At 40.2% G+C, this 25643-nt stretch carries 22 protein-coding genes and 4 tRNA genes; 11 read left to right on the plus strand and 15 right to left on the minus strand.

From position 1 onward, the window contains the following. Positions 1 to 4 precede the first annotated feature (4 nt). On the plus strand, positions 5 to 520 hold the full coding sequence (locus tag HUU81_RS06035; protein WP_233520580.1) for a hypothetical protein: 516 nt from the start codon (positions 5 to 7) through the stop codon (positions 518 to 520). A gap of 83 nt (positions 521 to 603) precedes the next feature. Here HUU81_RS06035 and HUU81_RS06040 read toward each other — a convergent pair whose 3' ends face one another. From HUU81_RS06040 to pabB, 3 genes are all read right to left on the minus strand, one after another. Next, a complete protein-coding gene (locus tag HUU81_RS06040; RefSeq protein ID WP_199611363.1) occupies positions 604 to 1980 on the minus strand; it encodes an L-serine ammonia-lyase in 1377 nt (458 codons plus the stop codon). An 85-nt stretch (positions 1981 to 2065) separates the two neighbouring features. After that, positions 2066 to 2641, minus strand: coding sequence for a CoA pyrophosphatase (locus HUU81_RS06045; RefSeq protein WP_199611364.1), 576 nt, complete (start codon positions 2639 to 2641; stop codon positions 2066 to 2068). 2 nt (positions 2642 to 2643) lie between these two features. Beyond that, positions 2644 to 4068: an aminodeoxychorismate synthase component I gene (gene pabB / locus HUU81_RS06050; protein WP_199611365.1), complete on the minus strand. Its 1425-nt coding sequence runs from the start codon at positions 4066 to 4068 to the stop codon at positions 2644 to 2646. Between the two features lie 291 nt (positions 4069 to 4359). Between pabB and HUU81_RS06055 the strand changes: the two genes are divergently transcribed. Both HUU81_RS06055 and HUU81_RS06060 read left to right on the plus strand, forming a co-directional pair. Then, positions 4360 to 5889: a fumarate hydratase gene (locus HUU81_RS06055; protein WP_199611366.1), complete on the plus strand. Its 1530-nt coding sequence runs from the start codon at positions 4360 to 4362 to the stop codon at positions 5887 to 5889. A 182-nt stretch (positions 5890 to 6071) separates the two neighbouring features. Next, positions 6072 to 8192, plus strand: coding sequence for a S9 family peptidase (locus HUU81_RS06060; protein ID WP_407644846.1), 2121 nt, complete (start codon positions 6072 to 6074; stop codon positions 8190 to 8192). Positions 8193 to 8344: 152 nt separating this feature from the next. Here HUU81_RS06060 and HUU81_RS06065 read toward each other — a convergent pair whose 3' ends face one another. The 9 genes from HUU81_RS06065 to HUU81_RS06105 form a co-directional block, all read right to left on the minus strand. Then, on the minus strand, positions 8345 to 11332 hold the full coding sequence (locus HUU81_RS06065; protein WP_199611367.1) for a TonB-dependent receptor: 2988 nt from the start codon (positions 11330 to 11332) through the stop codon (positions 8345 to 8347). 233 nt (positions 11333 to 11565) lie between these two features. Next, on the minus strand, positions 11566 to 11748 hold the full coding sequence (locus HUU81_RS06070; protein ID WP_199611368.1) for a DUF2897 family protein: 183 nt from the start codon (positions 11746 to 11748) through the stop codon (positions 11566 to 11568). 139 nt (positions 11749 to 11887) lie between these two features. Then, positions 11888 to 12598, minus strand: a complete 711-nt coding sequence (locus HUU81_RS06075) for a M15 family metallopeptidase (RefSeq protein ID WP_199611369.1) — start codon at positions 12596 to 12598, stop codon at positions 11888 to 11890. Between the two features lie 27 nt (positions 12599 to 12625). Beyond that, entirely contained in the window at positions 12626 to 13771 is a 1146-nt protein-coding gene (gene dapE, locus HUU81_RS06080) for a succinyl-diaminopimelate desuccinylase (RefSeq protein ID WP_199611370.1), read from the minus strand. Positions 13772 to 13779: 8 nt separating this feature from the next. Further along, the gene (locus HUU81_RS06085) at positions 13780 to 14139 is read right to left on the minus strand and encodes an ArsC family reductase (protein ID WP_199611371.1); all 360 of its coding nucleotides are present in this window, start codon (positions 14137 to 14139) and stop codon (positions 13780 to 13782) included. A 38-nt stretch (positions 14140 to 14177) separates the two neighbouring features. Further along, positions 14178 to 14726 (minus strand): PTS sugar transporter subunit IIA, encoded by a 549-nt coding sequence (locus HUU81_RS06090; protein ID WP_199611372.1) that lies wholly within the window; start codon positions 14724 to 14726, stop codon positions 14178 to 14180. A gap of 72 nt (positions 14727 to 14798) precedes the next feature. Beyond that, positions 14799 to 15191, minus strand: coding sequence for an ACT domain-containing protein (locus HUU81_RS06095; protein WP_199611373.1), 393 nt, complete (start codon positions 15189 to 15191; stop codon positions 14799 to 14801). Positions 15192 to 15515: 324 nt separating this feature from the next. Then, positions 15516 to 17663, minus strand: coding sequence for a phosphate acetyltransferase (pta, locus tag HUU81_RS06100; RefSeq protein ID WP_199611374.1), 2148 nt, complete (start codon positions 17661 to 17663; stop codon positions 15516 to 15518). A gap of 25 nt (positions 17664 to 17688) precedes the next feature. After that, positions 17689 to 18891: an acetate kinase gene (locus HUU81_RS06105; protein WP_199611375.1), complete on the minus strand. Its 1203-nt coding sequence runs from the start codon at positions 18889 to 18891 to the stop codon at positions 17689 to 17691. A 261-nt stretch (positions 18892 to 19152) separates the two neighbouring features. Between HUU81_RS06105 and yfbV the strand changes: the two genes are divergently transcribed. Further along, positions 19153 to 19599 (plus strand): terminus macrodomain insulation protein YfbV, encoded by a 447-nt coding sequence (gene yfbV / locus HUU81_RS06110; protein ID WP_199611376.1) that lies wholly within the window; start codon positions 19153 to 19155, stop codon positions 19597 to 19599. 9 nt (positions 19600 to 19608) lie between these two features. Here yfbV and rlmA read toward each other — a convergent pair whose 3' ends face one another. From rlmA to rnhA, 3 genes are all read right to left on the minus strand, one after another. Beyond that, on the minus strand, positions 19609 to 20475 hold the full coding sequence (gene rlmA / locus HUU81_RS06115) for a 23S rRNA (guanine(745)-N(1))-methyltransferase (RefSeq protein ID WP_199611377.1): 867 nt from the start codon (positions 20473 to 20475) through the stop codon (positions 19609 to 19611). Positions 20476 to 20513: 38 nt separating this feature from the next. After that, positions 20514 to 21182: an energy-coupling factor ABC transporter permease gene (locus tag HUU81_RS06120; protein ID WP_199611378.1), complete on the minus strand. Its 669-nt coding sequence runs from the start codon at positions 21180 to 21182 to the stop codon at positions 20514 to 20516. 390 nt (positions 21183 to 21572) lie between these two features. Then, complete coding sequence (gene rnhA / locus HUU81_RS06125; RefSeq protein WP_199611379.1) at positions 21573 to 22037, minus strand: ribonuclease HI; 465 nt, start codon at positions 22035 to 22037, stop codon at positions 21573 to 21575. A gap of 218 nt (positions 22038 to 22255) precedes the next feature. Between rnhA and dnaQ the strand changes: the two genes are divergently transcribed. From dnaQ to HUU81_RS06160, 7 genes are all read left to right on the plus strand, one after another. Then, positions 22256 to 22975: a DNA polymerase III subunit epsilon gene (gene dnaQ / locus HUU81_RS06130; RefSeq protein ID WP_199611380.1), complete on the plus strand. Its 720-nt coding sequence runs from the start codon at positions 22256 to 22258 to the stop codon at positions 22973 to 22975. Continuing rightward, complete coding sequence (locus tag HUU81_RS06135; protein ID WP_199611381.1) at positions 22951 to 24411, plus strand: TIGR03503 family protein; 1461 nt, start codon at positions 22951 to 22953, stop codon at positions 24409 to 24411. The genes dnaQ and HUU81_RS06135 overlap by 25 nt, the downstream gene beginning before the upstream one ends. A gap of 99 nt (positions 24412 to 24510) precedes the next feature. Continuing rightward, positions 24511 to 24587, plus strand: a tRNA-Asp gene (locus HUU81_RS06140). Between the two features lie 22 nt (positions 24588 to 24609). Further along, positions 24610 to 24686 (plus strand) — tRNA-Asp (locus tag HUU81_RS06145). A 45-nt stretch (positions 24687 to 24731) separates the two neighbouring features. Continuing rightward, positions 24732 to 24808 (plus strand) — tRNA-Asp (locus tag HUU81_RS06150). A gap of 26 nt (positions 24809 to 24834) precedes the next feature. After that, positions 24835 to 24911 (plus strand) — tRNA-Asp (locus HUU81_RS06155). Positions 24912 to 25384: 473 nt separating this feature from the next. Next, positions 25385 to 25627 carry a Rossmann-fold NAD(P)-binding domain-containing protein gene (locus HUU81_RS06160; protein ID WP_199611382.1) on the plus strand — a complete coding sequence of 81 codons (243 nt, stop codon included), beginning with the start codon at positions 25385 to 25387 and terminating at the stop codon, positions 25625 to 25627. Positions 25628 to 25643: the final 16 nt, after the last annotated feature.

Here is a 25643-nt window from a genome sequence, read left to right on the forward strand (position 1 = left end):
AATAATGATTAAACATTCTTTAAGACATTTTATAACAGAGATTGCACAATGTTGGAGCGGATTAAACAGCGAAACAGTGAGTAAGAGCAGAGCATTGCTTAGCGAACTTGCTAAAGCACCCTCGACAGAGCCTTGGCTTGTACAGTTACATGAGAAGAAGGAGGAAAGCATTGAATTATATCGAGACGAGGTGCATGGCTTTATTCTTTTAGCGCATGTTGAAAGACAAGGTAAATACAGAGTGCCACACAATCATGGTGCAGGCTGGGTGTTGTATGCTATTCAGCATGGTCGTATGGCAATGTCGACATATAGTTCGGTTACCAATCAAAGTGGCAAAACGCATTTGGTAAGTCGCGGTGAAGAGTTAATTACCGTGGGTGGCTGTAAGGCATTTTTGCCCGGCGATATTCATGATACTGAATGTTTATCAGATTATGTATTAATGTTTAGATTAACGAGTTGTGATTTTAAAAAGGAAAAATCGGAAGGGCGGTTGATTCAATATTTATCAGAGTAAAATAACGCAGCGACTTTAATGTAATACTGCGTTATTTATTTAACTTTTAAGAAGTAACTTTTAAAGAAGTAAGAAATGCAGTATTAACACTCAATAATATTAACTGCTAGGCCACCGCGAGCGGTTTCTTTGTACTTGGTTTTCATATCGTTGCCGGTATCCCACATGGTTTTGATAACTTTATCTAACGATACCTTATGTTCGCCAGTACCACGTAATGCCAATCGAGACGCGTTTATCGCTTTTACCGCTCCCATTGCGTTGCGTTCAATGCAAGGTACTTGCACTAACCCGCCAACAGGGTCGCACGTTAACCCTAAGTTGTGCTCCATGCCAATTTCAGCGGCATTTTCTACATTGTCCACGCTACCGCCAACAATTTCGGTTAATGCACCAGCAGCCATTGAACATGCAACACCAACTTCGCCTTGGCAGCCAACTTCAGCACCCGAAATAGATGCGTTCTTTTTATATAAGATCCCAATTGCTGCTGCAGTGAGTAAGTAGCGTACTGCAATTGTATCGTCCACTTCTTTAACAAACTTATCATAATACATGAGTACCGCAGGGATAATGCCAGCAGCGCCATTGGTGGGTGCGGTAACAACTCGACCACCAGCAGCGTTCTCTTCATTCACAGCAAGTGCAAATAAATTTACCCAGTCCATTGCTTGTAGTGGGTCGTTGCTGTTTTCACAATTTAAGCGGTGATATAAGCTGGGCGCTCTGCGTTTTACTTTTAATCCGCCAGGTAATATACCTTCGGTATTTATTCCACGCGAAACACAAGCCTTCATGGTGTGCCAAATTTGTACCAATCGTTCTCTTATTTCGGCTTCTGGTAATACCGACTTTTCATTCTTCATCATTAATGCTGAAATGCTTAAGCCGTGTTCTTTGCAAAGTGAAACTAATTCTGCTGCCGTTTCAAATGGATACGGAGGACAATGAGACTCTTCAAAATCAAGCGCTTTGTTTTTCTCACTTTCAAAGTTATCAGCATTGACAATGAAGCCACCACCAATGGAGTAATAACTTTCAGCCAGAATAACTTCTTCACCTTTATAAGCAAATAACGTCATACCATTGGCGTGGCCTGGCAATGATTTTCTTCGATGAAAGACAATTGCACCCTGTTTAGGGAATGCGACATATTTTTGATTATTAAGATTTAGCGACTCGGTCTGCGCAACATTTTCTAATAAACTATCAATCATTTCAGGATCAATAGATTCTGGTAAATATCCTAATAAGCCTAAGATAACGGCTTTACCTGTACCGTGGCCTACTCCTGTTTGTCCTAATGAACCGAATAACTCTGCTTTTACCGATGTAACCTCGTTTAAGAGGTTTTTTTCAGTCAATGTTTCGCAAAATTTTACTGACGCGCGCATCGGCCCTACGGTGTGAGAGCTTGATGGACCAATGCCAATGCTGAACATGTCAAATACACTAATCATAAATCTTCTAATCGTTTGGTATAACTTCGGCGCGTATAATAAACCTTAGCACAGCATTTGTAACTAAGATAAAGACTGGTCGGGCTTATTGGTATTCAATTTGATGAATCAGTTGGTTAAGCATGGCCGCGGTTGCGCCCCAAATAAACTTATCATTATAAGGCATAAAGTGGATAGGGTATTGTTGGCCAAGCCGATGTACCATAAGTTGATGTTGGTTTTGGCGATAAAGAAAGAACTCAAAGGGAACTTCAAACGCATCAACCACTTCATTTTCGTCGTTTACGCTTTCGTAACCACTTTCAATTACTCCAATGACTGGCGTGATCATATATCCTGAAATAGTTGCATATTGCGGCAACACGCCAATAACGTTGACATGTTCGCGTGAAATTTGGATTTCTTCTTCAGTTTCACGCAACGCGGTGTCTACAACTGAATTATCATAAGGCTCGGCTCGTCCACCCGGAAAACTAATTTGCCCAGGATGATGCTTTAAATGTGCAGCACGTTTTGTGAGTAAGATAGATAATGAAGTGCCATGATCAATTAATGGAATGAGGACACTCGCTTGCCTTAATTTAGGCTGCTTGTGAAAAGGAGTTACAATGCCTTCGGGTTGAAATAAATTAAAACGAGTAATGAATTCCTCAAGCGTCATAATTAGTTGCTTTCCAATTTATTCAAACTTGCTAATACAGGTAAAATCTTATTTACTTTATCATAGGTTTCTTGATATTCACTATGCATAACTGAATCTGCCACTAAGCCGCCGCCAGCCCAACAAAATAGCGTATTATCTTTAGCTACAAGTGTACGAATAGTAATACTGGTGTCCATATTACCTGTTGCACAAATATAACCAATAGAGCCGCAATACACTGTTCTGCAATGAGGCTCTAACTCCTCAATGATCTCCATGGCTCTAATTTTAGGTGCGCCCGTAATGGACCCGCCAGGAAATGCAGCTCTTAACAAGTCGCAGGCAGTATTAGGTTGTGCAATTTCACCTACTACCGTACTCACTAAATGATGGACTGCAGGAAAACTCTCAATCTCAAATAAATGTGGCACTTTTACCGTGCCTGGCTGACTCACTTTACTGATATCGTTTCTTAATAAATCAACAATCATGACATTTTCAGCACGATCTTTCTCTGCGGCTTTTAACTCTGCTGCTAATGCGTTGTCTTGTTCTGCGTTGGTGGAGCGTGGGCGTGTTCCCTTAATCGGCTTCGTTTGAATAGTCTGACCGTTTAACTGTAAAAAGCGTTCAGGGCTAATGCTCAAGATACTGAACTCGTCGAACGATAAAAAGGCAGAAAAAGGTGCACGATTTTCTTTTCGTAATAAACGATATGCTTGCCACTCATCCCCAGAGTACGACGCAGAGAACCGTTGTGCTAAATTGATTTGGTAACAATCACCTTCGCGAATATAACGCTGAACCGCATTAAATTTATTCTCGTAATCTTTTGCGGACATGTTAGCTGACCATTGATCAGTGATATAAAAAGTTTGATTTATATTTATATGTTGCTGTGTAAGCAGTTGCTGTGAAATATCGTCAAACCGCTGTTGCGCATTATCGGAATGGTCAATCAACCATAACGTGCGCGTTTTGTTGTCGTATATAAGCGCCCAATGATAAATGCCAACAGCCATGTCAGGAATATTGATATCGTTATTTGCATGCTGCGGCAGTTTTTCAATGTATCGTCCAGTATCATAGCCAAAGTAGCCTAATGCACCACCTAAAAAAGGTAATTGGCTAGCATCATTATCCAAGGCATTGGCAGGCCGTTTTACTTGATAGAGGCCCGCTTTCTTTAAGGTGGTATTTATTGCCGAAAAGGGGTCTGATTCAACGTCATGGCCATCTATAAATACACGGTTATTTTTGGCTTCAACTTTATGAATAGGTGCAGCAACAAGAATGTCATACTGGCTATTTACATGGTTGCTGTTGGCTGAATCAAGCAACATGGCCCATGGTAAGTCTTTAAATAATGGAAAAACGCACGATAAGTCGGTAATTGAGTGTGTAATGGCACGGTCGAACGACTGGATGAAAATGGGTTTTGACATGTTATTCGTTACTAAATTTGGTCATTGATACCTAAGAAACTTATTTGCTGTAGATACGGTAATCGTTATCTTCAATTTCTTTAGGTATATATGGTTAAAGGCTATTTTAGATTGTAGTACTAGCCGCAAAATGCCAAGCAGGTTATCATATTCGCCTTATTTTAACGAGATATCTTAGGGTACACCCTAGTATCTACTATTTTTAGTGGTTTAAGGTTAATTAAACCATCATTAATAAGAATACTAATACTATTATTTAAAAGCACATTTAAATACGTGGAAGGGCTCATTATGACGGTAATCCGCCAGCAAGATTTCATCGACAGTGTTGAAGATGCACTGCAATACATCTCTTATTATCATCCACTCGATTTTGTTCAAGCATTAGAAAAAGCCTATAACAAAGAACAGAGCCAAGCTGCCAAGGATGCGATAGCACAAATCCTAATTAATTCACGAATGTCTGCTGAAGGGCATCGTCCTATCTGTCAAGACACGGGTATTGTTACTTGTTTTGTAAAAGTAGGCATGGATGTTAAGTGGGACAAAACCGACTTAACCGTTCAGCAAATGGTTGATGAAGGCACACGTAGAGCATATTTGAATCCAGACAATCCGTTACGTGCTTCAATTGTTGCCGACCCAGCTGGGAAACGTTCTAATACAAAAGATAATACGCCAGCGGTTGTTCATATTGATATGGTTGCTGGCAATAAAGTTGAAGTGATGATTGCTGCAAAAGGTGGCGGTTCAGAGAACAAGTCTAAAATGGCTATGTTGAATCCTTCAGACTCTATTGCTGATTGGGTAGTGAAAACGATTCCTACTATGGGGGCAGGTTGGTGTCCTCCAGGGATGATTGGTCTTGGTATTGGTGGCACGGCAGAGAAATCTGCGGTATTGGCAAAAGAGTCGCTAATGGATCCAGTCGATATTCAAGAGTTAATGGACCGTGGCCCTGAAAATGCCGAAGAAGAGCTACGTTTAGAAATCTTCAAACGTGTGAATGACCTAGGTATTGGCGCACAGGGTTTAGGTGGTTTAACAACGGTCGTTGATGTAAAAATTAACTCAGTTCCAACTCATGCAGCCTCAAAACCGATTACGATGATCCCAAACTGTGCTGCAACTCGTCATGCGCATTTTGTACTTGATGGTTCGGGCCCTTACGATCAAAAGCCACCAAAGCTAGAAGATTGGCCAAAAGTCACATGGGAGCTAGGTGATAACGTGCGTCGTGTTAATTTGGATGATATTACCAAAGAAGACATCAAAGAGTGGCGCACCGGCGAAACAGTGTTGTTATCAGGTAAAATATTAACTGGTCGTGATGCGGCGCATAAGCGTATTCAAGGTTTGATTGAGAGTGGTGAACCATTGCCTGAAGGTGTCGACTTCAATGGTAAATTTATTTATTACGTTGGCCCAGTAGATGCGGTTGGCGACGAGGTTGTTGGGCCAGCAGGACCTACAACATCAACCCGAATGGATAAATTTACTGACATGATGCTAGAAAAAACAGGGCTAGCAGGCATGATTGGTAAAGCTGAACGTGGCCCTGCAACAGTTGAAAGTATTAAACAGCATCAAGCGGTTTACTTAATGGCTGTTGGTGGCGCCGCTTACTTAGTGGCAAAAGCAATTAAGAAAGCACGTGTGGTTGCGTTTGAAGACTTGGGTATGGAAGCAATTTACGAGTTTGAAGTTGAAGATATGCCAGTTACGGTGGCCGTAGATAGCCAAGGCACTAATGCACATGAGCGTGGTCCTGCAATCTGGAAAGCCAAAATAGAAGAACTTGATGGTGAGCTATCTAAATAAGGCTCGCTAACGGTAAATGAAAGAGCGTGATAAACGCTCTTTTTCTTTTATGGGTATAGCTTTTTAACTTGCAAAGAAAGAAAAGAATACAAAATAAATGAACTCAAAAGATATTGAGTGAAGGGAGCGTTATAATGAAAAGAATAAAACAACATTTTTATAGTAAGTTAGCGTTAAGTTGCATGCTACTTGCTACACCTACCTTGGTGCTGGCTAGCCAAGCTACTGCGATGCAAGCGCAATCATCAACTTCAAATCAAGTAGCGGTTGAAAACCAAGTTGAGCAGCGTGTTAATTCTCCATACTTAACTGTTGAAAAATTAAATACGTTTTCTAAATTACATGATGTAAAAGTATCACCAGATCAAAAGTGGTTAGTTTATGGTGTAAAAGCGTATGACGATGAAGGAAAAAAGGCGTCAGACAATTTATATCTAAGAGACTTAACCAAACAAACACCTTCAATTGCGAAGCTTACCAGCAATCAATCCTCTGAACACAGTGTGCAGTGGAGCAGTGATAGTCAATCACTCTACTTTTTAGCTGACCGAACGGGCAGTACTCAGGTTTGGAAACTTAATTTAAGTGGTGGTGAAGCCGAGCAGGTTACTGATTTACCTTTAGATGTGGAAGGGCTAATTTTATCGCCAGACAACAAACAGCTAGCATTGGCTATGTCAGTGCTACCAAGTTGTAAAACACTGGCTTGTACAACGAAACACAAAGAAGACAAGTCAAAGCAGAAGCATTCTGGTCAAGTATATGATCAATTGTTTGTACGTCACTGGGATACTTGGAAAGATGACTTACGTACACATGTTTTTGTCGCCTCGTTAGCGCCATTAAGTAGCAATAAAAAAATTACTGAAGCAGTCGATTTACAACAGGGTTGGAATACTGACATTCCGGCTAAACCATTCTCTGGAATGGAAGAAGTTGCCTTTACGCCAGACAGTAAAAACATTGTATTTAGTGCGAAGAAGCCAGATAACCAGCAGCCGATGCACACTAATTTTGACTTGTATCAGGTTTCAATTGAAGGTGGTGATGCAGTTAATTTGACTACAGAAAATAAAGCGTGGGATAGCCACCCCATGTTCTCTAAAGATGGTCGTTTTATGGCGTATGCGGCCATGAAAGAAGAAGTTTACGAGTCTGATCGCTTCGCAATTATGCTTAAAGACTTAAAAACAGGGGTCACTAAAGAGGTGTCACCACTTTGGGACCGTTCTGTAATTTCTATGACTTTCGCCGCAGACAATCGTACGCTTTATGTAACAGCGCAAGATATTGGTCAGCGTAGCATTTACGAAATTAGCACTAATTTTGGTGATGTTAGAAAAGTCTACTCTTCTGGTTATGCGTCAGATGTACAGCTTGTTGGCGACAGCTTATTGTTCACTAAACATAGCTTGTCACATCCTAAAGATGTTTACATGATTAGTCGTGAAGGAAACAATATCCGTCAAATAACCGATGTTAACAAAGATAAGTTAGACAATATTAAGTTTGGTGAGTACCAGCAATTTAACTTTAAAGGTTGGAATGACGAAACGGTTTATGGTTATTGGCTAAAGCCTGCAAATTATCAAGCAGGTAAAAAATATCCTGTGGCATTTTTAGTTCATGGTGGTCCACAAGGCTCTTTTGGCAACATGTTCCATTTTCGCTGGAATGCACAGCTATGGGCTGCGAAGGGATATGGCGTGGTAATGATCGACTTCCATGGCTCAACAGGCTATGGCAAAGCATTTACTGACTCTATTTCAAGAGACTGGGGCGGAAAACCACTAGAAGATCTTAAAAAAGGTTTTCAACATATTACGCAAGCGGAACCTTGGTTAGACGCAAATAACGCGTGTGCGTTGGGCGCTTCCTATGGTGGCTACATGATGAACTGGATAGCGGGTAACTGGAGTGATGGCTTTAAGTGTTTAGTGAATCATGCAGGTTTATTCGACATGAACAGCTTTTATAACACCACAGAAGAACTGTGGTTTCCAGAACATGACATGGGTGGCCCAGTATTTGATGGTTCAGAAGATTATACTAAATTTAATCCTGCCAATTACGTGAATAACTGGAAAACGCCAATGCTAGTTATTCAAGGCTTAAAAGATTATCGTGTACCTTATGCACAAAGCTTGGCCGCGTTCACAACGTTGCAGCGTAAAGGCGTTCCTTCGAAACTGGTTGTTTATCCAGATGAAAATCACTGGATATTAAATAAAGAAAACCTTAAGCACTGGTATGGTGAAGTTTTCAGCTGGATGGATACTTACCTAAAACCAGAAAGTGAATAATAAAGTTACACTTTAGTGTTGAACGAACCTGATTGAGCCAGTGTACAGCACTGGCTTTTTTGACCCTGTAACAGATTTTTTGTTTGGTGGTAATAAAAAGCCCCGCTAAGTAGCGGGGCTTTACGTGCATTGATCTAACTATTTGTAACTAATTAGAACCTAACCGTTGCACTTAAACGTACATATCTTGGTGTTTGATGGTTGTCTGCTAGTCCAAAATACTCATCAGTAGGATGTGTACCTACACCTTCAAAGTGTCCAGAATCTTCTGAGTCAGCAATTTCGTATGTTTGTCTAACAGTATCATTGTTAAACACATTGAAAACGTCGAGTGCAAACACGACATCAGCACCTTGGATTTCCATAGCGTATTTAGCGGCTAAATCCATGCTCCAGAAACTAGGTTGATTGCCTAGGCTACCGCGTGGAACAAGTTGGCCATTTTTATAGAAAGATTCAGAGCCATAAGCTTGAGCAAAGTCATCGGTTGGGTGGTAACCGAATGCATTTAGTGGACGACCCGTTTGCCACGAGAAGTTTGCACCAAAAGTAAGATTTTCAGTAATGGAATATCCACCAAATAGTTTTACTTGATGACGACGGTCATTTGGTAGGTTGCCATACGCACCATCAGTTAACCCTGGTTGGTCAAAGTTAGTTGTTAAACCAGAATCATCTTGGCCATTATCTGAACGCACTGCACCTTCTGAGTTACCCCAGCTATGCGACCATGTATAAGAACCCTGCAACATCCATTTTCCATCCCATGCTCGCTCAAACATGAAGTCTAATGCAGCATATTGTCGTTGAGCCTCTGGGTATCCAAGTTGTTCTGCAGTTAAGGTAATGTTGTCTAGCTCACCATCGCCATCAGCATCTACTGTTATTTGCATGTCGTTACCAGGATTGGTAAGTACATAATAATCAAAACCACCCAGTTCTAGGTCGACACCAGAGTTTTCATCTGCGTAACGCTGCAAACCTGCGTCAATAGCAATATCTTCAATTGATGTTGCTAAATCTCGATAGGTGCCGCGTACGCCAATAGTCCAATCATCATTCAATTGATGTTGAAAGCCAACAATCAATTCGTCTTGATACATAGGCTTAATATTCGCATCAACAATTGAACTTGTATCAGCAACTATACCATCATCGTATACAGTGGTTGCGCCAATTTGATTTGGATGATCATTGGTTGTGCCCGTTATATCATCATAATAATCATTGGTTGGCGTCGAGTCAGCGGTCAAGCCATCGAGTTTAAAGTAGCGACGAGTATATAGCTCTGCGCCAGCTAAACGTAAATTTGTGTTTGCCGCGACGGGCAAATAATAACGCCCTAAGTGTGCGTACACTTTCGTTTCGCCATCACCATTAACATCCCATGATGCACCAATTCGAGGCGCCCATTGATTAGTGACCTTAATAAATGAATCGCCTTCAATATTCATATTGTCAAACGTTTCATTACGAACACCTAAGGTTAGCACCAAGTTGTCAGTAGCTTGCCAAGTATCTTGGAAATAAAGCGCTGTTGTATCAGTATCAAATGACCCATTACTGGTTCGTTCAATTAAACGGTAGTACTCTTCGCCTTCAGCTAATTGACCGTTAAACGCACCGCCTTCACCCGCGGTAAAGTAACGGTAATATCGACCACCAGAATATTGTTCGATATTATTGATGGTATTAGACTCAAAATCTAACCCAAAACGAAGTGCGTGATCACCAATGTTGTAGTCTACATCGATGCGTAAGGCTTTTCGTTCGTCATCAGCCGTAACTGTGTTTGCGGTAGCCCAACAGCCCATTTTAGTAAGGCCACCGTCACGCGAATCATAAACCCAAGGACAAGTCGTATCGAACTCACTACTATCTGTTCTGTCATATCGGTTTAAGCCAACAAGTGCACTTACTTGTAGATCATCTGTAATGATTGACGTGTATTTTAAGGCGTAGTTATCACCACCGCGTTCTTCCAAAGACTTTGCAGATGAGTCATCAACAATGGTGTTTGTCGCTCTATCCCAAGTGGAAGTTATAAGGTCTTCTTCGCGTTTGTCGCTAAATGCGGTAAATTCTACAATGTTGTTATCATTGATATACCAATCTAGATTTAACCCCCAGAATAACGAGCTTTGGTCGCGCTCATAATAATTAGTAGAGCCAAGAGTGGATGAGTTATATTTTTTGTTTTGAGATCTTGGGTTGAGCAATACATAATAAAACAGCTCATCTTTTATAATGGCGCCAGATGAGTAAACATTGAAATCATATTCATCTTTTTCATCTTGATCGCCGATTTGTACTTCTTCGCCTGCAGCGTTGAATACGTTAGGTTTATCTTCACTCAATGCATCCGGTTCGTAATAAGCTGAGAAGCCAAACTTTGTTGTATTACCCCCAGACTTAGTAATTGCTGTTACTACACCACCGGTAGAGCGACCATATTCAGCACCATATCCACCACTTTTAACTTCAAATTGCTCATAAAATTCAAATGGCACCTGCGAGCCACCTAAGCCATTCCTAAAGTTTGTAGTATTAAGTCCATTGATATAGTAAGCATTTTCACCTACAGATGAGCCACTAAATGAGGCTAACTTACTATCGCCTTCGAATGCGGAATCACCTTGAGTAACACCTGGTGCCAATAGGGCAACAGAGGTCACATCGCGCGCCACGGGCAAGCGCTCAATGGTCGCGCTGTCCATAATCATGACAGATTCACTGCTTTTAGTGTCTATCATTGTTATGCTGCCGCCTGCAATTTCAATAACTTCAATTTCTTCATCTGAAAATGATAAATTGAGGCTAGCATTTTGCCCTATTCGAATTTTTACCTTTTGATGGTTAGATTCACCGAGTGATTGTTTTTCCGCAAAAACTTCATAGTCACCTGCTGGCAACAGAGGAAAGCGGTATATTCCTTTATCGTCAGTGGTAACGGTGCGGGTTAACCCTGTATCTAAATTTCTAACAGTGACGCTAGCTTGGCTGATAATTTGTCCCACATCGTTAACAGCCTGACCCACTAATCCACCTTGAGTGTTTGACGCTGCATGAGAGGGGGTAATAATACTTAATGATGCTGCAACAGCTAATGCTGTTACGCTTTTTTGAAATGCATTTTTCATTTTATATCCCTAACTATTTATTATTCTTTTTATTTGTCACCTTGGTGATTGAACAATCAGTGACCTATTGAATGTAGTTAAGTGTTACAAAATGTGCAAAATTTAAGCTTTATTTTTTTGAAAAAGCTTACTTTTCCATTTAGTCTTTGATTTTTATTAAGATTTATTCCTTTCTAAAATGTTTCAATTGTATATCTTGTTACATTTTAATCTAAATGGGTTATATGTATATCTCAATTGTTGGATGGTTTATCATCTTCTCGTGATTGCTTCTTAAGGTTATCTTCCGCTTTTTTTATAGGATCTTGGTTAAACTTTTTCATGTCTAACTTTGCGGTGTGTTTTAATAACATGATGTTACCTACCACCACAGCTAATACTAAAATAATAATTAATATGATCATGTAATTGTTCATTTAAGAGCCTATGTTAGGAGTTGTTTGAAGTTCAACGTGAACTTGGCGTACAGTTATTGTTGATGCTTATATTAAGGATAGGTGCTGCTGAAAATTTAATTGACGAATTAAGCTGTAAGCACCCATTTATTCTGTTTTTCTAGCCGATTGTATGAATATTATGAATGTAATTTTCTAGAATAAAATCGATATTTTGGAGTAAGGCTGCTTTTCCTTCGATATCGTGCTCAATTAAAATTTGCCACAAGGTATCGTGATCGAGTTTTTTTTGAAAAGTGTTAGCGAGAGTATGGTAGCTGATATGCCAAGGTTCGGCTGCAACGCCTCCACGGAAGCTTTTATATGGAAAGCTAAAGCCATAGTTTCTTGCATGATGAATTAACCATTGGGTTAGTCCTTGGAAGGGACCATCTTCAGTGTACTCTTGGGCAACCAATTGCACACTATAATCTTCTGGTAACGAGCGGTGGTCATAAAAGTCGAAATCTGTTCCCCAGTGATGGCGACTCGTGCCAGGCAACGCTGAAAAAAGCATGATCGCTTTGCATTTATCCCAATCAGATAATGTATTCATATCTAATTGAGCCCCGTATAAGTCGAATACAGGCCTTGCGCCACAAAACTTTCCGTTCCATATGGCTAATTGTCTGTCAAATGCTCGAAAACTACTAATTAATTGCAAATCAAAACCTGCTGAGCCAGCAGCCTGCTGTAATGCACTAAAAGGATCGGCCACATCTTTGTGAACAAAGTGGCCATTTGGTAACGAGACAAGATGCTCAGTTGTATGACCGGTCAGATCTTGGGCGATGTTATAAGCGGATACACGCTGCAATTCAGAGTCGGTCATGGTTTGTTCCTATCTTTTAAGTGCACACTAAGTAAGTAGTTGTTCAAGTATACCTTGGTACATATGTACTAATTTTTCCAGATCATCTACAGCAACACATTCGTTTACTTTGTGGATGGTGGCATTGCATGGGCCCAACTCTATGACTTGAGCGCCTGTTGGTGCAATAAATCTACCGTCGGAGGTGCCGCCTGTGGTCAGCAATTGTGGCGGCTTTTGATTTACACTCTCTACTGCATAGTTAACTGCATGAAGTAAATCACCGTGATCAGTTAGGAAAGGAAGACCATTAAATGTCCACTTAATATCGTAATCTAAATGATGTTTATTGAGCAGTGCTTCTGTACGTTGTATGAGGATATCAGCAGTCACTTCAGTCGAATATCGAAAGTTAAACATCACATCTAACTTTCCAGGTATCACGTTACCTGCACCTGTCCCAGCATGTATATTTGATACCTGAAAGCTCGTAGGTGGAAAGTATTCGTTGCCGTTATCCCATGTTATTTCTGACATTTCATGAAGTGCCAGTGATGCGTTGTGAACAGGATTTTTAGCGAGATGAGGATAAGCAACGTGCCCTTGAATACCCTTAACAGTTAATTCTCCAGTTAATGAACCACGGCGGCCATTTTTAACAACATCGCCTACAAAGTCAGTGCTACTTGGTTCACCCACAATACAGAAGTCAATCTTTTCATTTCTGGCTTCTAACGTATCGATTACCCGTGTTGTTCCATTTATAAATGGACCTTCTTCGTCACTGGTAATTAAGAACGCGATTGAACCTTTGTGAGCAGGGTGTTCATTAACAAATCGCTCAGTTGCAACAATCATTGCAGCTAAGCTGCCTTTCATGTCTGCTGCGCCTCTACCATGTAAAAAACCATCAATGAGTGTAGGGGTGAATGGTGGCGTGTCCCATTCAGATTCAGGGCCTGTAGGCACCACATCAGTATGGCCTGCAAAACAAAAAACAGGTGTTTCAGTTCCTTTTCGTGACCACAGATTTAATGTGTCGTCAAAAGGCATTGACTCATTGTGAAAGCCTAATTTTGCTAGTCGGTCTGCCATGATAGTTTGGCAGTCCGCATCATTCGGTGTAACGGATTCACGTGCGATTAACTGCTCAGCTAGCTCAATAACCGGTGATGATAGGTGTTGTTTTTCCATGAATATGATTACTTTTCGAAAATGACTTGGTATTGAGCAGTCTTGAAACCTAAGTGGTATTGGCTATTTGTAACCAGTACTGGGCGCTTAATCATCGCAGGTTGAGCCAACATTAATGCCAATGCTGGATCACGCTCTAAGCTCTCTTTTTGGCTATCATCCAATTGGCGAAAGGTTGTACCACGTTTATTTAATAGTGACTCCCAACCTAACTCTGCTTCAAAAGTAGTGAGTAAGTTTTCAGTTAAACCGTCAGTACGGTAATCATGAAAAGTGTAATCTATATTATTCTGTTCAAGCCACTTTTTTGCTTTTTTGATAGTGTCACAGTTTTTGATGCCGTAAAGCGTGGTTGTACTATTTGTCATGTTTTTTCCGATGAATGCTAATGATTAAAAATAAACGTTTATTTTGCTTGTTCGCGTTTGGCTTTGCTTTTTACTGAGGATGTTTTTGGTGCGGCCACAAAAAGTATATCTTCTCCTGCTGTGACTCTTTGTTTATCGCAAAAAATAGAGCCGATTTTATCTGAATTGGTAATAATAACTGGGCTTAACAGTGACGATGCGTGTTGTTGAATAAGTCTAATGTCGTATTGAAGAATAGGTTGTCCAGCTTTCACTTTTTGTTGTTCTTTTATTAATTGCTTAAACCCTTGCCCCATTAATGTACTTGTGCCTAAGCCTATGTGTATTAATATCTTCAGTCCTTTGTCAGATTGCAGTTGTACCCTGTCACAACTATTTGATAGCTCAGTAATAATACCATTCACAGGTGAGCACATTTGGTTACCTGAGAGCTCGATAGCTATACCATCTCCAAGCACTCGATGTTGAAAAATGGGATCAGGCACTTCGTCTAGTGATAATACATTGCCGGAAAGCGGTGCTAAAACAAAAAAGCCTTTTTGCTTATTTACACTATCTACTTTCACTACTTTCTCTAAAAACTGCATGTATTTCTCGTTTGTTATGATTACTTGTGTGATGAGACGATGCTTATTCTATTATCGGGTTAGCTAATTTTCTTAACTGTGTTCCGTTAAAACTGTGTAGCCTTGTTTGCGTAATGCCGATATCGCACGAGACATTGTAACTTGTTTAACTAAAATATAGTCGGTATCAAATGTTGATATTGCAAAGATACTTATATTCTGTGCTGCGAGCACGCCTGAAATATTAGACAAAATACCCGTAAGAGAAAACCCTAATGGCCCCAGCACTTCTAGCGCTCCCCATCCACCTTCAGATTCAAGGCTATCGACCTCAATCGATTCAGGGCAAACTATTGAAAGTTCGTCAAATGTTTTGCCAATAAAAAAAATAGGGCTTTCAAATACACAAGACGGTACAGCTCTACCGGGTGGTAAACTATGTATACGAAATGTTTCAGTGAGCAATTCAAGAGTTTGTTTAGACATTACTTTACTCTTATAGTTATTTAGCGTACTTACATTAATCGACTCAAATGATATAAATCGATTAAGTTTACTTGTGTTTCTAAAAGTAACATAAATTGCTCGGTATCTCTAAAGCTAAACGTAACTTTTTGGTTTGAAAAATGTTGTCCACAATAATTGTGGATAAGTTTGTTAGTTACGGCGTATTAATTATTTATGTTACTGTATTTGTTGGCTTTAAAAGATGATCTAATGGTTTGCTTAATTATTGTCACCTTTAAAATATAACGTATTTAGGCACCTATCAGATACGATTAATAAGTGCCTTAAGCATAATGTTATGTACTACTTCTTTTCTTGATTCGCCTGTATTGCCGTTAACGCAATAGTATAAATAATATCTTCAACTAAGGCGCCGCGAGATAAGTCGTTTACGGGTTTATTCATACCTTGCAGCATTGGGCCAATACTCACTAAATCGGCACTTCTTTGCACTGCTTTATAGGTTGTATTGCCTGTGTTCAAATCTGGAAAAATAAATACCGTTGCTTGCCCTGCAACTGGGCTGTCAGGTGCTTTACTTAATGCCACACTTTTCATGATGGCGGCATCATATTGTAGTGGACCGTCAATGATAAGGTCGGGCCTTTTTTGTTTAGCAAGCTCGGTTGCTTTTCGTACTTTATCGACGTCTGCACCTTTTCCAGAGCTACCTGTACTGTAACTGATCATGGCAACACGTGGTGGAATACCAAATGCTTCAGCAGAGTCAGCAGACTGAATCGCGATATCGGCCAATTGCTCTGCATCTGGATCTGGATTAATAGCACAGTCGCCATACACTAGAACTTGATCTGGCAACAGCATAAAGAATATTGATGAAACTAAACTGCTGTCAGGTGATGTTTTTATTAATTGGAGTGGAGGTCTTATAGTATTTGCCGTGGTGTGTACAGCACCTGACACCAAACCATCCACTTCATTGAGTGCAAGCATCATAGTGCCAAGCACAACATTATCTTCAAGTTGTTCAAGTGCAACAACTTCAGTCATGCCTTTGTGCTTTCGATACTCTACTAAATGTTTTACATACCTTTCTCTAACTGAATCAGGGTCAACAATGGATACATAATCGTTTAGCATCACCCCTTGTTGATCGGCAATTCGAATAATTTGTTCTTTTTTGCCTAATAATACGGTTCGCGCAATTTTTCGCTCGCCGCACATGGCAGCAGCCTTGATTGTTCTAGGCTCGTCACCCTCAGGTAAAACAATAGTTTTATCTGCATTGCGGGCACGCTCTGTTAGCATATATCGAAATGCCGGCGGCGACATTTTTCGCACTTTCACTGCCTGCTGAGTCAGACTATCAAGCCAGTCTGGATTGATTGCTTGTGCAGTATGGTTTTTTACTTTTTCGATACGCTGCTCGTCATCAGTTGGCACTTCTAAATTAAAGTTATGCAGCAGAATAGAGGTTTTCCAAGTGTCTGAGTCTGTCATCAGTAATGGTATGCCAGTTTCAAAAGCATGTTCACACAGTTTCATAATACTTGGTTCAGGTTCTATTCCTCCCGTTAGTAAAATTGCGCCAACTTTGGTGCCATTCATTACAGATAAACAACCAGCAACGATTACGTCACTACGATCCCCTGGAGTGACCAATAACGAGCCAGGTTTAAAGTGGCTTAGCATATTCGTTACGGTTCTGGCGCAAAAATTAATTGAACGTAAGCGTCGGTGCTCCAAATCGCCCTTGTTTAACACTGTTGCATTTAAATAACGTGCAAGATCTTTCACCCTAGGGGCTACTAAGTCAAAATTCCAAGGAATACAGCCAAGTAGTTTAAAATTACTTTTCCTAAATAACGGAATGCTGCTTATTCGGTCAATTTCGGCTTGTGTTTGGCTGTCATCAAATTTTTCTGATAAGTCACCACGGGCGCGGCCTTCTTCATCAGTAGGCGCGTTTACTTTATTAAATACGCACCCAATTACTTTACCGCTTTTTATACCGCCATAGTTTGATGCTGCAATTTCTAAGCGGTCTTCAAGCTGCTCTGTGGTATCTACCCCAGGTGTAATTACAAATACCACATCAGCTCCTAAGGCATTTGCAATTTCTTTATTAACTCTGCCTGCATAAGGCTGTCTTCTTGTGGGAACCATGCCCTCTATAACAACAATTTGCTCTGACTCGATGCTCGATTCAAACCGGCCAATAATTTCTTCTAATAATTCGTCGCCGCGACCATCACCAATCATTTGTTCTGCATAAGAAAGTTTTAACGGGACGGCGGGAGTAAGCGTACTACTTTTTCTTATGATCTCGGTTGAACGCTCGGGGCCGGTATCGCCTTTTCGTGGCTGTGCAATCGGCTTGAAAAAATTTACATTAACCGCTTTTTGCTCCATTGCGCGTACTAACCCCATACTTACCGAGGTGAGGCCAACGCCAGTCCCAATAGGAACAAGCATAATACGTGGTGCCATATTTATATCCTTTTAAGTAAATATGTTAATGGTTAGTAGAATGTGCCAGCGATAATGCATCTTTAGCAATTACCCATTCTTCATTGGTGGGAATTACCAGTGCTAGTGGGCTGGTGGCCGAAGTAATACAGCCTTGTGCGCCAAAACGCGCAGCTAAGTTTGCATTATTGTCTACTTCAAAACCAAAAATAGTAAGCAGACTAAGCACTTTTTCGCGAATGAACGCTGAATTTTCACCAATTCCACCTGTAAATATTACAGCATCCAGTTTGCCAAGCGGCACTGTGTAGGAGGCGATATATTTCGCTAAACGATAACAAAAAACAGTAAGTGCAAGTGTTGCTTGTGTATTACCTTGTTCCATCGCTTCTTCCAGTGTGCGACAGTCATTACTTAATGTTGATAATCCAAGTAAACCGCTTTTTTTGTTGAGTAAAGCATCCACTTGTTCAGCAGAATAAGAAAGTTGTTGGGTTAAGTAGTTGAATAGGCCAGGGTCTAAATCGCCACTACGGGTTCCCATTACTAACCCTTCTAAAGGGGTGAGCCCCATGCTTGTGTCTACACTCTGACCATTTTTAATCGCAGTGACCGAGCAGCCATTACCCAGATGGGCACTGATTACATTAATTTCAGACGTGGGTTTATTTAAAATCTTAGCTGCCTGTTCCGTTACATAGTAATGGCTCGTACCATGAAAGCCATACCGGCGAACGCCATGTTCTTCATATAAATTGTAGGGAAGGGCGTAAAGGTATGCACATTCAGGAATAGTTTGGTGAAATGCAGTATCAAATACGGCTACTTGTGGAAGAGTAGGGAAGGCACGTTGCGCAGCTTTTATCCCAATTAAGTTTGCTGGATTATGAAGCGGAGCTAACCTAGCCATGTCAGAAATGGTAGAGAGTACATCATCGGTAATCACTACTGATGAAGTAAACTTTTCGCCACCGTGGACGACTCTGTGGCCTACCGCACTAAGCTGACTTTCTAAATGATTACTTTTGATAATATTGACTAGCGACGTAATGGCTTCTTGATGCGCCGCATTTTTAGTAAGGTTTTCTTGTTGCTTTTCGCCTTGGTAATGCCACTTTATTCGCGCCTCTTCACTGCCTAAGCATTCTGCAAGCCCAGACAATGCAGACTCGCCAGTATTGGCGTTAATTATGGCAAATTTAAAAGAAGAGCTACCACAGTTAAGAACTAAAGCGTAAGTTTCAGTCATAATATTCCAAGTAGTTTAATGAATAAGAGAGCACAATGATGATGTGCTTAGCAGGTATATTTATTTTAAACACAATTTGAGTTCTCTGCACGGTTAGCTTGTAAAAGTGTTACATGCTAAATGTTTTACTTGAAGAGATATTGACCCAAAAGGTGCTTTTACGCGTATTCCTGCAGAATAAGTACAGGACGCTGGGTTTGCGATTTTGACTACTTGAAGTAGAATAAATAGTAGTGTTCTGTGACAATGATAGAGGTGTGTATGCCTAAGAGTTTGATGTCACTTATAAGAGATGGTCAGTCTTATAGCAAAATGTGGCCAATGAGAAGTGAGTTAGCAACGTATTTTCCGGAATACCGAGTTATTAAAGCAACTCAATTTGCAATTAACGTGTTGCCTATGGTGGCAGTGATGTCGGTTTTTATTCAGTATCAGTATTTGGGCACTGAATATTTACCACAAGCAATTACCTTTGCTTTATTTATTCTTTCAATTCCTGTGCAAGGCTTGCTTTGGTTAGGTAAACGTTCGAATACGTTATTACCGCCTAGTACGGCGCTTTGGTATAAAGAAGTTTATCAAAAGATGAAAGAGCAAGGCTGTCAGTTAAGCACCGCAAAGGCGAGACCGAAATACATTGAGCTAGCCATGCTGTTAAAGCGTGCCTTTGATGAAATGGACAAGGCTTTCACCAAAGACTTATTTTAGTTTACTTCGCTACGCAACCTGATAGACATCAATCACAAAATCTAATGACAATGAAAGCGCTTGTTCATTTAACAAGCGTTTTTTGTTTTCGGTAGATATTTTCCACGCAAACGGTGTCATATCGATTAATGCTTCAATTGCTTGCGGGTCGGTTAACGCGATTTGATAGCTTACCTGAACATTATCAGTTTGTTTAAAGCCTTCAGGTTCCGTGGTTGCTTTGTGTAGCCGAGGAGTGTCATAAATTTCTGACTTTAATTCAATAAGGTGTTTAGGGCCGGGCGACACTCTCACCAATTCTCCCTTTGGTTTAAGAATACGTGCGCACTCTGTTGCATCAATAGGCGCAAAAACGTTAGTTATTATGTCAGCGAAACCATCATTAAACGGGAGGCTAGCATTGGTAGCCACACAATAATGGCTTTGTTTGTCGCGTTTGGCGGCATATTTTACGGCTGATTTTGAAATATCGATGCCATATGCTGTACTACTAGAGTTGAGTTGCTGTAACTCTTTAGAGAAAAGTGCGGTATAAAACCCTTCGCCACACCCTAAGTCCAATAAATTAGTAGCTTCATTACTTTGATCATGCTTTGATAAAGTGCTTTTTATGATGTTAATTACTTCAACCCGAAGTTTATCGTAATAACCTAACGACAAAAATGTTCTTCTTGCCAGCACCATTGACTTGTCATCACCCGGTTGCAGAGAGTTTTTTTGCTGCACAGGCAGTAAATTTACATATTGTTCTTTCGCTTTATCAAAACTATGATTGTTCGAGCATTTGAAACTGTTTTCAATCAGTGACAAAGGCTCTTTACATAACGGGCAACGATAATGTGGTGCACTGAGTTTGGTTTGGACTATATCGGTCACTAAAATAAATCTCTGCTAAAGGAATGTTATAAAAGTAATTATTTATTATTTAAATATTCAGAATCGAAGAACGTACTCATCCAGTCGGGCTTGTAAACTACTAGCAATGTTACCAACATGCCATTTAAAAATGCTTCTGGAAACCAAGTAAGTAATGTCAGGATTAAATAATTGTCGCGTATTATAGGCCAATCGTACTGCCCAAAATAGTCATTAAGTAGCACTAAATAAGTGGTTGTGAATAACATATGGGCAATCATTGAGCATGCAGCAGCAAAAAAACCACAAACGAACACATATACAATAAAGTGACGTGGTAAGTAATGATAGCTTAACATATAAATAAAGTAGCTTAGCCCGACAGTAACGACAGAGTCAGATAACCCCGTCATACCAGCATGCTGCCAAGCAATTTGTCCTGTTAGGACTAATAACACTATGACGGTAAGTTGAACAATTAATGCTAATCGCCAACCAAACATCAGTGTTGTAACGGTAGATGCAAGCAAATGCACGCTTAGTAAAGGATATATACCAGCATCAAAACTCCACAGTACGGCAGTTACAGCAACGGCAGCAAACAGCCGATTAGTACCGTTACTGTCTTGCACTAGCGAACTAATCAAGTTAGGTTTTTGTGCTTTAACTACGAAAACTATATAAATGATTAATGACGCGATATGAAAAATATTTAACTCGTTCACCATTCAATTACGTGACTCCAAATCTACTCAGACCACTTCTCACTAATATGCGCGTATGATCTGCGCATTTCCAAGCTTGAATACAAGCTAATGGAAGCAAACGCATCAGTAATACATGTTATTAGTTGTTGTTAGCTCATAATTATAGGTTGTAAGTAGTAATGGTCAGTAAATATTTAGCAATTGCATCACTGGTAGCCAGCTTATTGTGCATGTTAATCACATTATATGCAGGGATTAGGTTATTTAGTGCTGCGCTTTAGCATTAAAGTACGTTGCTATGGGATTAATCGTGCTAGGCCATTTTCATTTAAATTTGTGAAGTGAGTTAAGCTAAACATATGTGCGGCTCAACTCATATTTTGTATTTGATAGTTTTATGGGCAGAATAGCTTAGGAAATATAACCTTCATCAGGTATTAACGTACTAGACTCAGCGGCATTCCTAGCTAATTCATCACAGCGTTCATTTTCAGGATGACCAGAATGCCCTTTTACCCAATTCCATTGGATATTATGTTTTTGTGACTCCGCATCCAATGCTTTCCATAAATCTACATTCTTAACCGGCTGTTTGCTGCTTGTTCGCCATCCATTTTTTTTCCAACCATGGATCCAGCTGGTAATTCCTTGCCTGACGTATTGGCTATCTGTGGTTAGCGTTACGTTGCAGCGCTCTTTTAATACTTTTAGACCTTCAATACATGCTAGTAACTCCATACGATTATTCGTCGTTAGCTCGTAGCCTCTAGCAAGCTCTTTTTCATGCCCTTTATAAAATAAAATAGCCCCATAACCACCAGGGCCAGGATTTCCAAGACAAGAGCCGTCTGTGAATAATTTCACGTCTTTTAACATTTATTCATCCATATTTTAATTCAATCAGAAAGAGATGTGCAGCGTAGTAAATTTATTAGCTACTATTAACATAACCAAATATTTAAACATATATTGATAAATATTTTTGCGGGAGTTAGATAAAATAGCGCAAGCAATGCAAATAATCCCGAGTGTAGCTTTATAAATTACATGCAGCAGTATAATCTAATTGCAAAATGAATAGGTAAAGAAAAAGCATGAGTCATCGCCAAATATTACTGGATACAGAAACAACAGGGATAGACCCAAAACAAGGTCATCGTATTATAGAAATAGGATGTGTTGAGCTTGTTAATCGACGTTTTACGGGTAATAACTTTCACTGTTATGTCAATCCACAGCGCTTTATTGAAGAAGAAGCCATAGGTGTACATGGTATAACTAATCAATTTCTACAAGATAAGCCTGTATTTGCGCAAGTGGCTACTGCCTTTTTTGAATACATAAACGGTGCTGAACTAGTTATTCACAATGCTCCGTTCGATGTGGGCTTTATGGATCACGAGTTTAAGCTATTTAATCCATCTTGGGGACAAACCACAGATTATTGCACTGTGGTTGATACGCTAACGATGGCGAGAAAGCTTCATCCGGGCCAAAAAAATAACCTTGATGCGTTGTGTCGTCGTTATGGCATAGATAACTCTCATCGTATGCTTCACGGCGCGTTACTGGATTCCGAAATTCTCGCTGATGTTTATCTGTCGATGACAGGGGGGCAGAAGAAGCTAAAATTAAATCATGGTGACGAAAACCAAAGTGGAGAAGAAGCAGGTATTCGCAGATTAGACAGTAATCGTGCGCCATTAAAAATAATAAAAGCGACTAATGATGAATTACTGGCCCACGAATCAAGGCTAGATATCGTTGAAAATAAAGGAGGAAGTTGTTTGTGGCGAGCAGTACCAGACAATTAAACCATCAAACCAACAGGCTACTGTCACGCAGTAGGGTTGCGTGGCTGTTAATTCTGCTGAATGTAATCGCTTTTTTATTCATTAAGAGCGTGCATGCACAAGCTGATCAATCAGCCAATATCTCACCAAACGTAAAATTACTTGGCCAAGATCTTGGCAATCAAATCCCACTACTTGAAAATCGCTTTCGTATAGATCACGAAGTTGATGAAGTAACAATGTTGTTTTTTCGTGAGCCAGGTTCGCCGCCAGTTATTTTAGTTAAACCAGATGGCAGTAAGTTATATGCCACGATGGCAGTAACGGGTGAAATTGAATGGTTTGATGATAAAACGTATGACTTAATTCGTCTTAAAAATCCGACACCAGGGCCTTGGCAAGCGGTCGGTCAGCTTTTGCCGGGTAGTAAAATTATGGTGATTAGCGATATTGAACTGCATGCAGAGCCACTTCCTGAAATTTTAATACAAGGAGAGTCTATTAAGCTGACAGGCTATATTACTAATGGCGGTGAACGTTTCAGAGCAGGGGCAATTGATGATGTATTACAGCTGGATGTTAATTTCATCAGTACTAATAATGCAGATTACCCCAATTTTGGTGCCGACATGGTGAAGTTTGCACAGTTTAAAGATAATGGTAAGGGCTATGACGAGCGGCCTAAAGATGGTGTGTTTACTGGAGAATTGAAATTAGAATTCCCTGACGGCGAGTGGATCCCTCAATATATTATTAGAATGCCGATGTTTCACCGGGAAATTGAACTGGACCCGGTTATCGTTCATCCGTCACCATTTAAAGTCAGTGTAGAGAAAACAGATAAAGCTGATGATTACCATGTACTGACGTTAGAAGTACTAGGTGATTATGTTGATAAAACCTCAGTGATCTTTCAAGGCAAAGTGCATTACCCTAACAACGAAATACAAAGTTTTTCTATTGTTGAAAAAATTGAAGAAGCTCGCACCCTAGATATTATTAATTATGATTACGGCGTGTATAAAGTAGATATTCAAGGGTTTGGTAAAAACGCCAATGGCCGTGAGTTTATCTTAAAATTACCTACCTTTACTTTTAATGTGTCGCCATTAGAGTCTGATGCAGAAGCAAATTCTCCTGAAGAAGAGGCTGTAGAAGAAAAAAGTGAGCAAGAAGCAGTTGTCCCTGAAGAGCCAGAGCCAGAAACAATGAGTTTATGGGTAATTATTACATTGGTCATAATTGGTAACTTAGTCATATTAGGTATCGGTTATGTAGTAATAAGAATTTATATACTAAAAAAACCACTTTCTTTTAAATTACCCGCCTTGCCAAAATTCAAAAAGAAGAAAAAAGATGAAGAGGAAAATGCATCTTCTGACAATAAAGAGACTAAAAAAACACCAGAAGACGGTAAATCTGATGATATTTTAGACCTTTCGATGCCAGATGATTAGAAAACCCTTAAAAAGTTAAAAAAAGGGGTTGACGCAACATACTCAGATCCGTATTATCTCCGCCGCGTTAAGGGAACACGGTTTCCAAAACGTTTGCGCGGAGTGGTAGTTCAGTTGGTTAGAATACCGGCCTGTCACGCCGGGGGTCGCGGGTTCGAGTCCCGTCCACTCCGCCAATTACAATCTAAAAAGCTTTCTGGAGTGGTAGTTCAGTTGGTTAGAATACCGGCCTGTCACGCCGGGGGTCGCGGGTTCGAGTCCCGTCCACTCCGCCATTGATTGGTATTGAGAGTGATTTAGATTGATATAAGATTCTTTGTGGAGTGGTAGTTCAGTTGGTTAGAATACCGGCCTGTCACGCCGGGGGTCGCGGGTTCGAGTCCCGTCCACTCCGCCAACGAATCTTAAAATACATTACAATGCGGAGTGGTAGTTCAGTTGGTTAGAATACCGGCCTGTCACGCCGGGGGTCGCGGGTTCGAGTCCCGTCCACTCCGCCATGTATGTTTTTTGTCTTGTTATCCATTCTAGTAGCATATCTAATTTAATTATATTTTTTTGCCTGATACGGTTTTTAGAATCGTTAAATTTCATGGGCAGAGTTGTTTATCAATTTCAAACTATATGTTCGCATTACTAAGTATCGGTATGTGCAGTTAATGCTGATGAAGTGTGCTCAAAAATGCGATAGGTGTCTTGTTTTTTGCTAATGGTCACTGTCACTCCCCCATAAAATCAGAATATCAAAAGTAGAGTTTTCCATTGAAAGTAACCTTAGATGGAGAACATTATGAAAAAATCGAGATTCACAGAAAGTCAGGTGTTTGCCATTTAGAGGGAAGGGATATTAGGTGTTATGACCATTCCAGGACTTTGTGTCGCAAAACACCATGTCAAGCAAAGCCTATTGCGAGTAGAAAGCTAAGTACGGTGATATGGAGCAGTCTGAGTTTAAGCCACAGCTTTAAAAGTCATGGCTTTAAATATACTAAGTACATTTTTCTGTTCTAAAGCATCCGTTAATCGCGACAAAGTAGGTGGTTCAATTACTAATGTACCTTCTACTGCGTTAAGAACTTGTGCGCCTTTTGAGTGCGTTGATGATGCGGAATCAGAGTCAGAATCTGACGAAGCAATGGACTCAGTAGCGAAAGGGCTTGCTCTAGAATTAGTTGACAGGAGCATCAGTGTTATTGTGCGCACTCAGATTTTATAGCAACTGATATTCATCC

Source organism: Flocculibacter collagenilyticus (genome assembly GCF_016469335.1).
Lineage (GTDB): Bacteria > Pseudomonadota > Gammaproteobacteria > Enterobacterales > Alteromonadaceae > Flocculibacter > Flocculibacter collagenilyticus.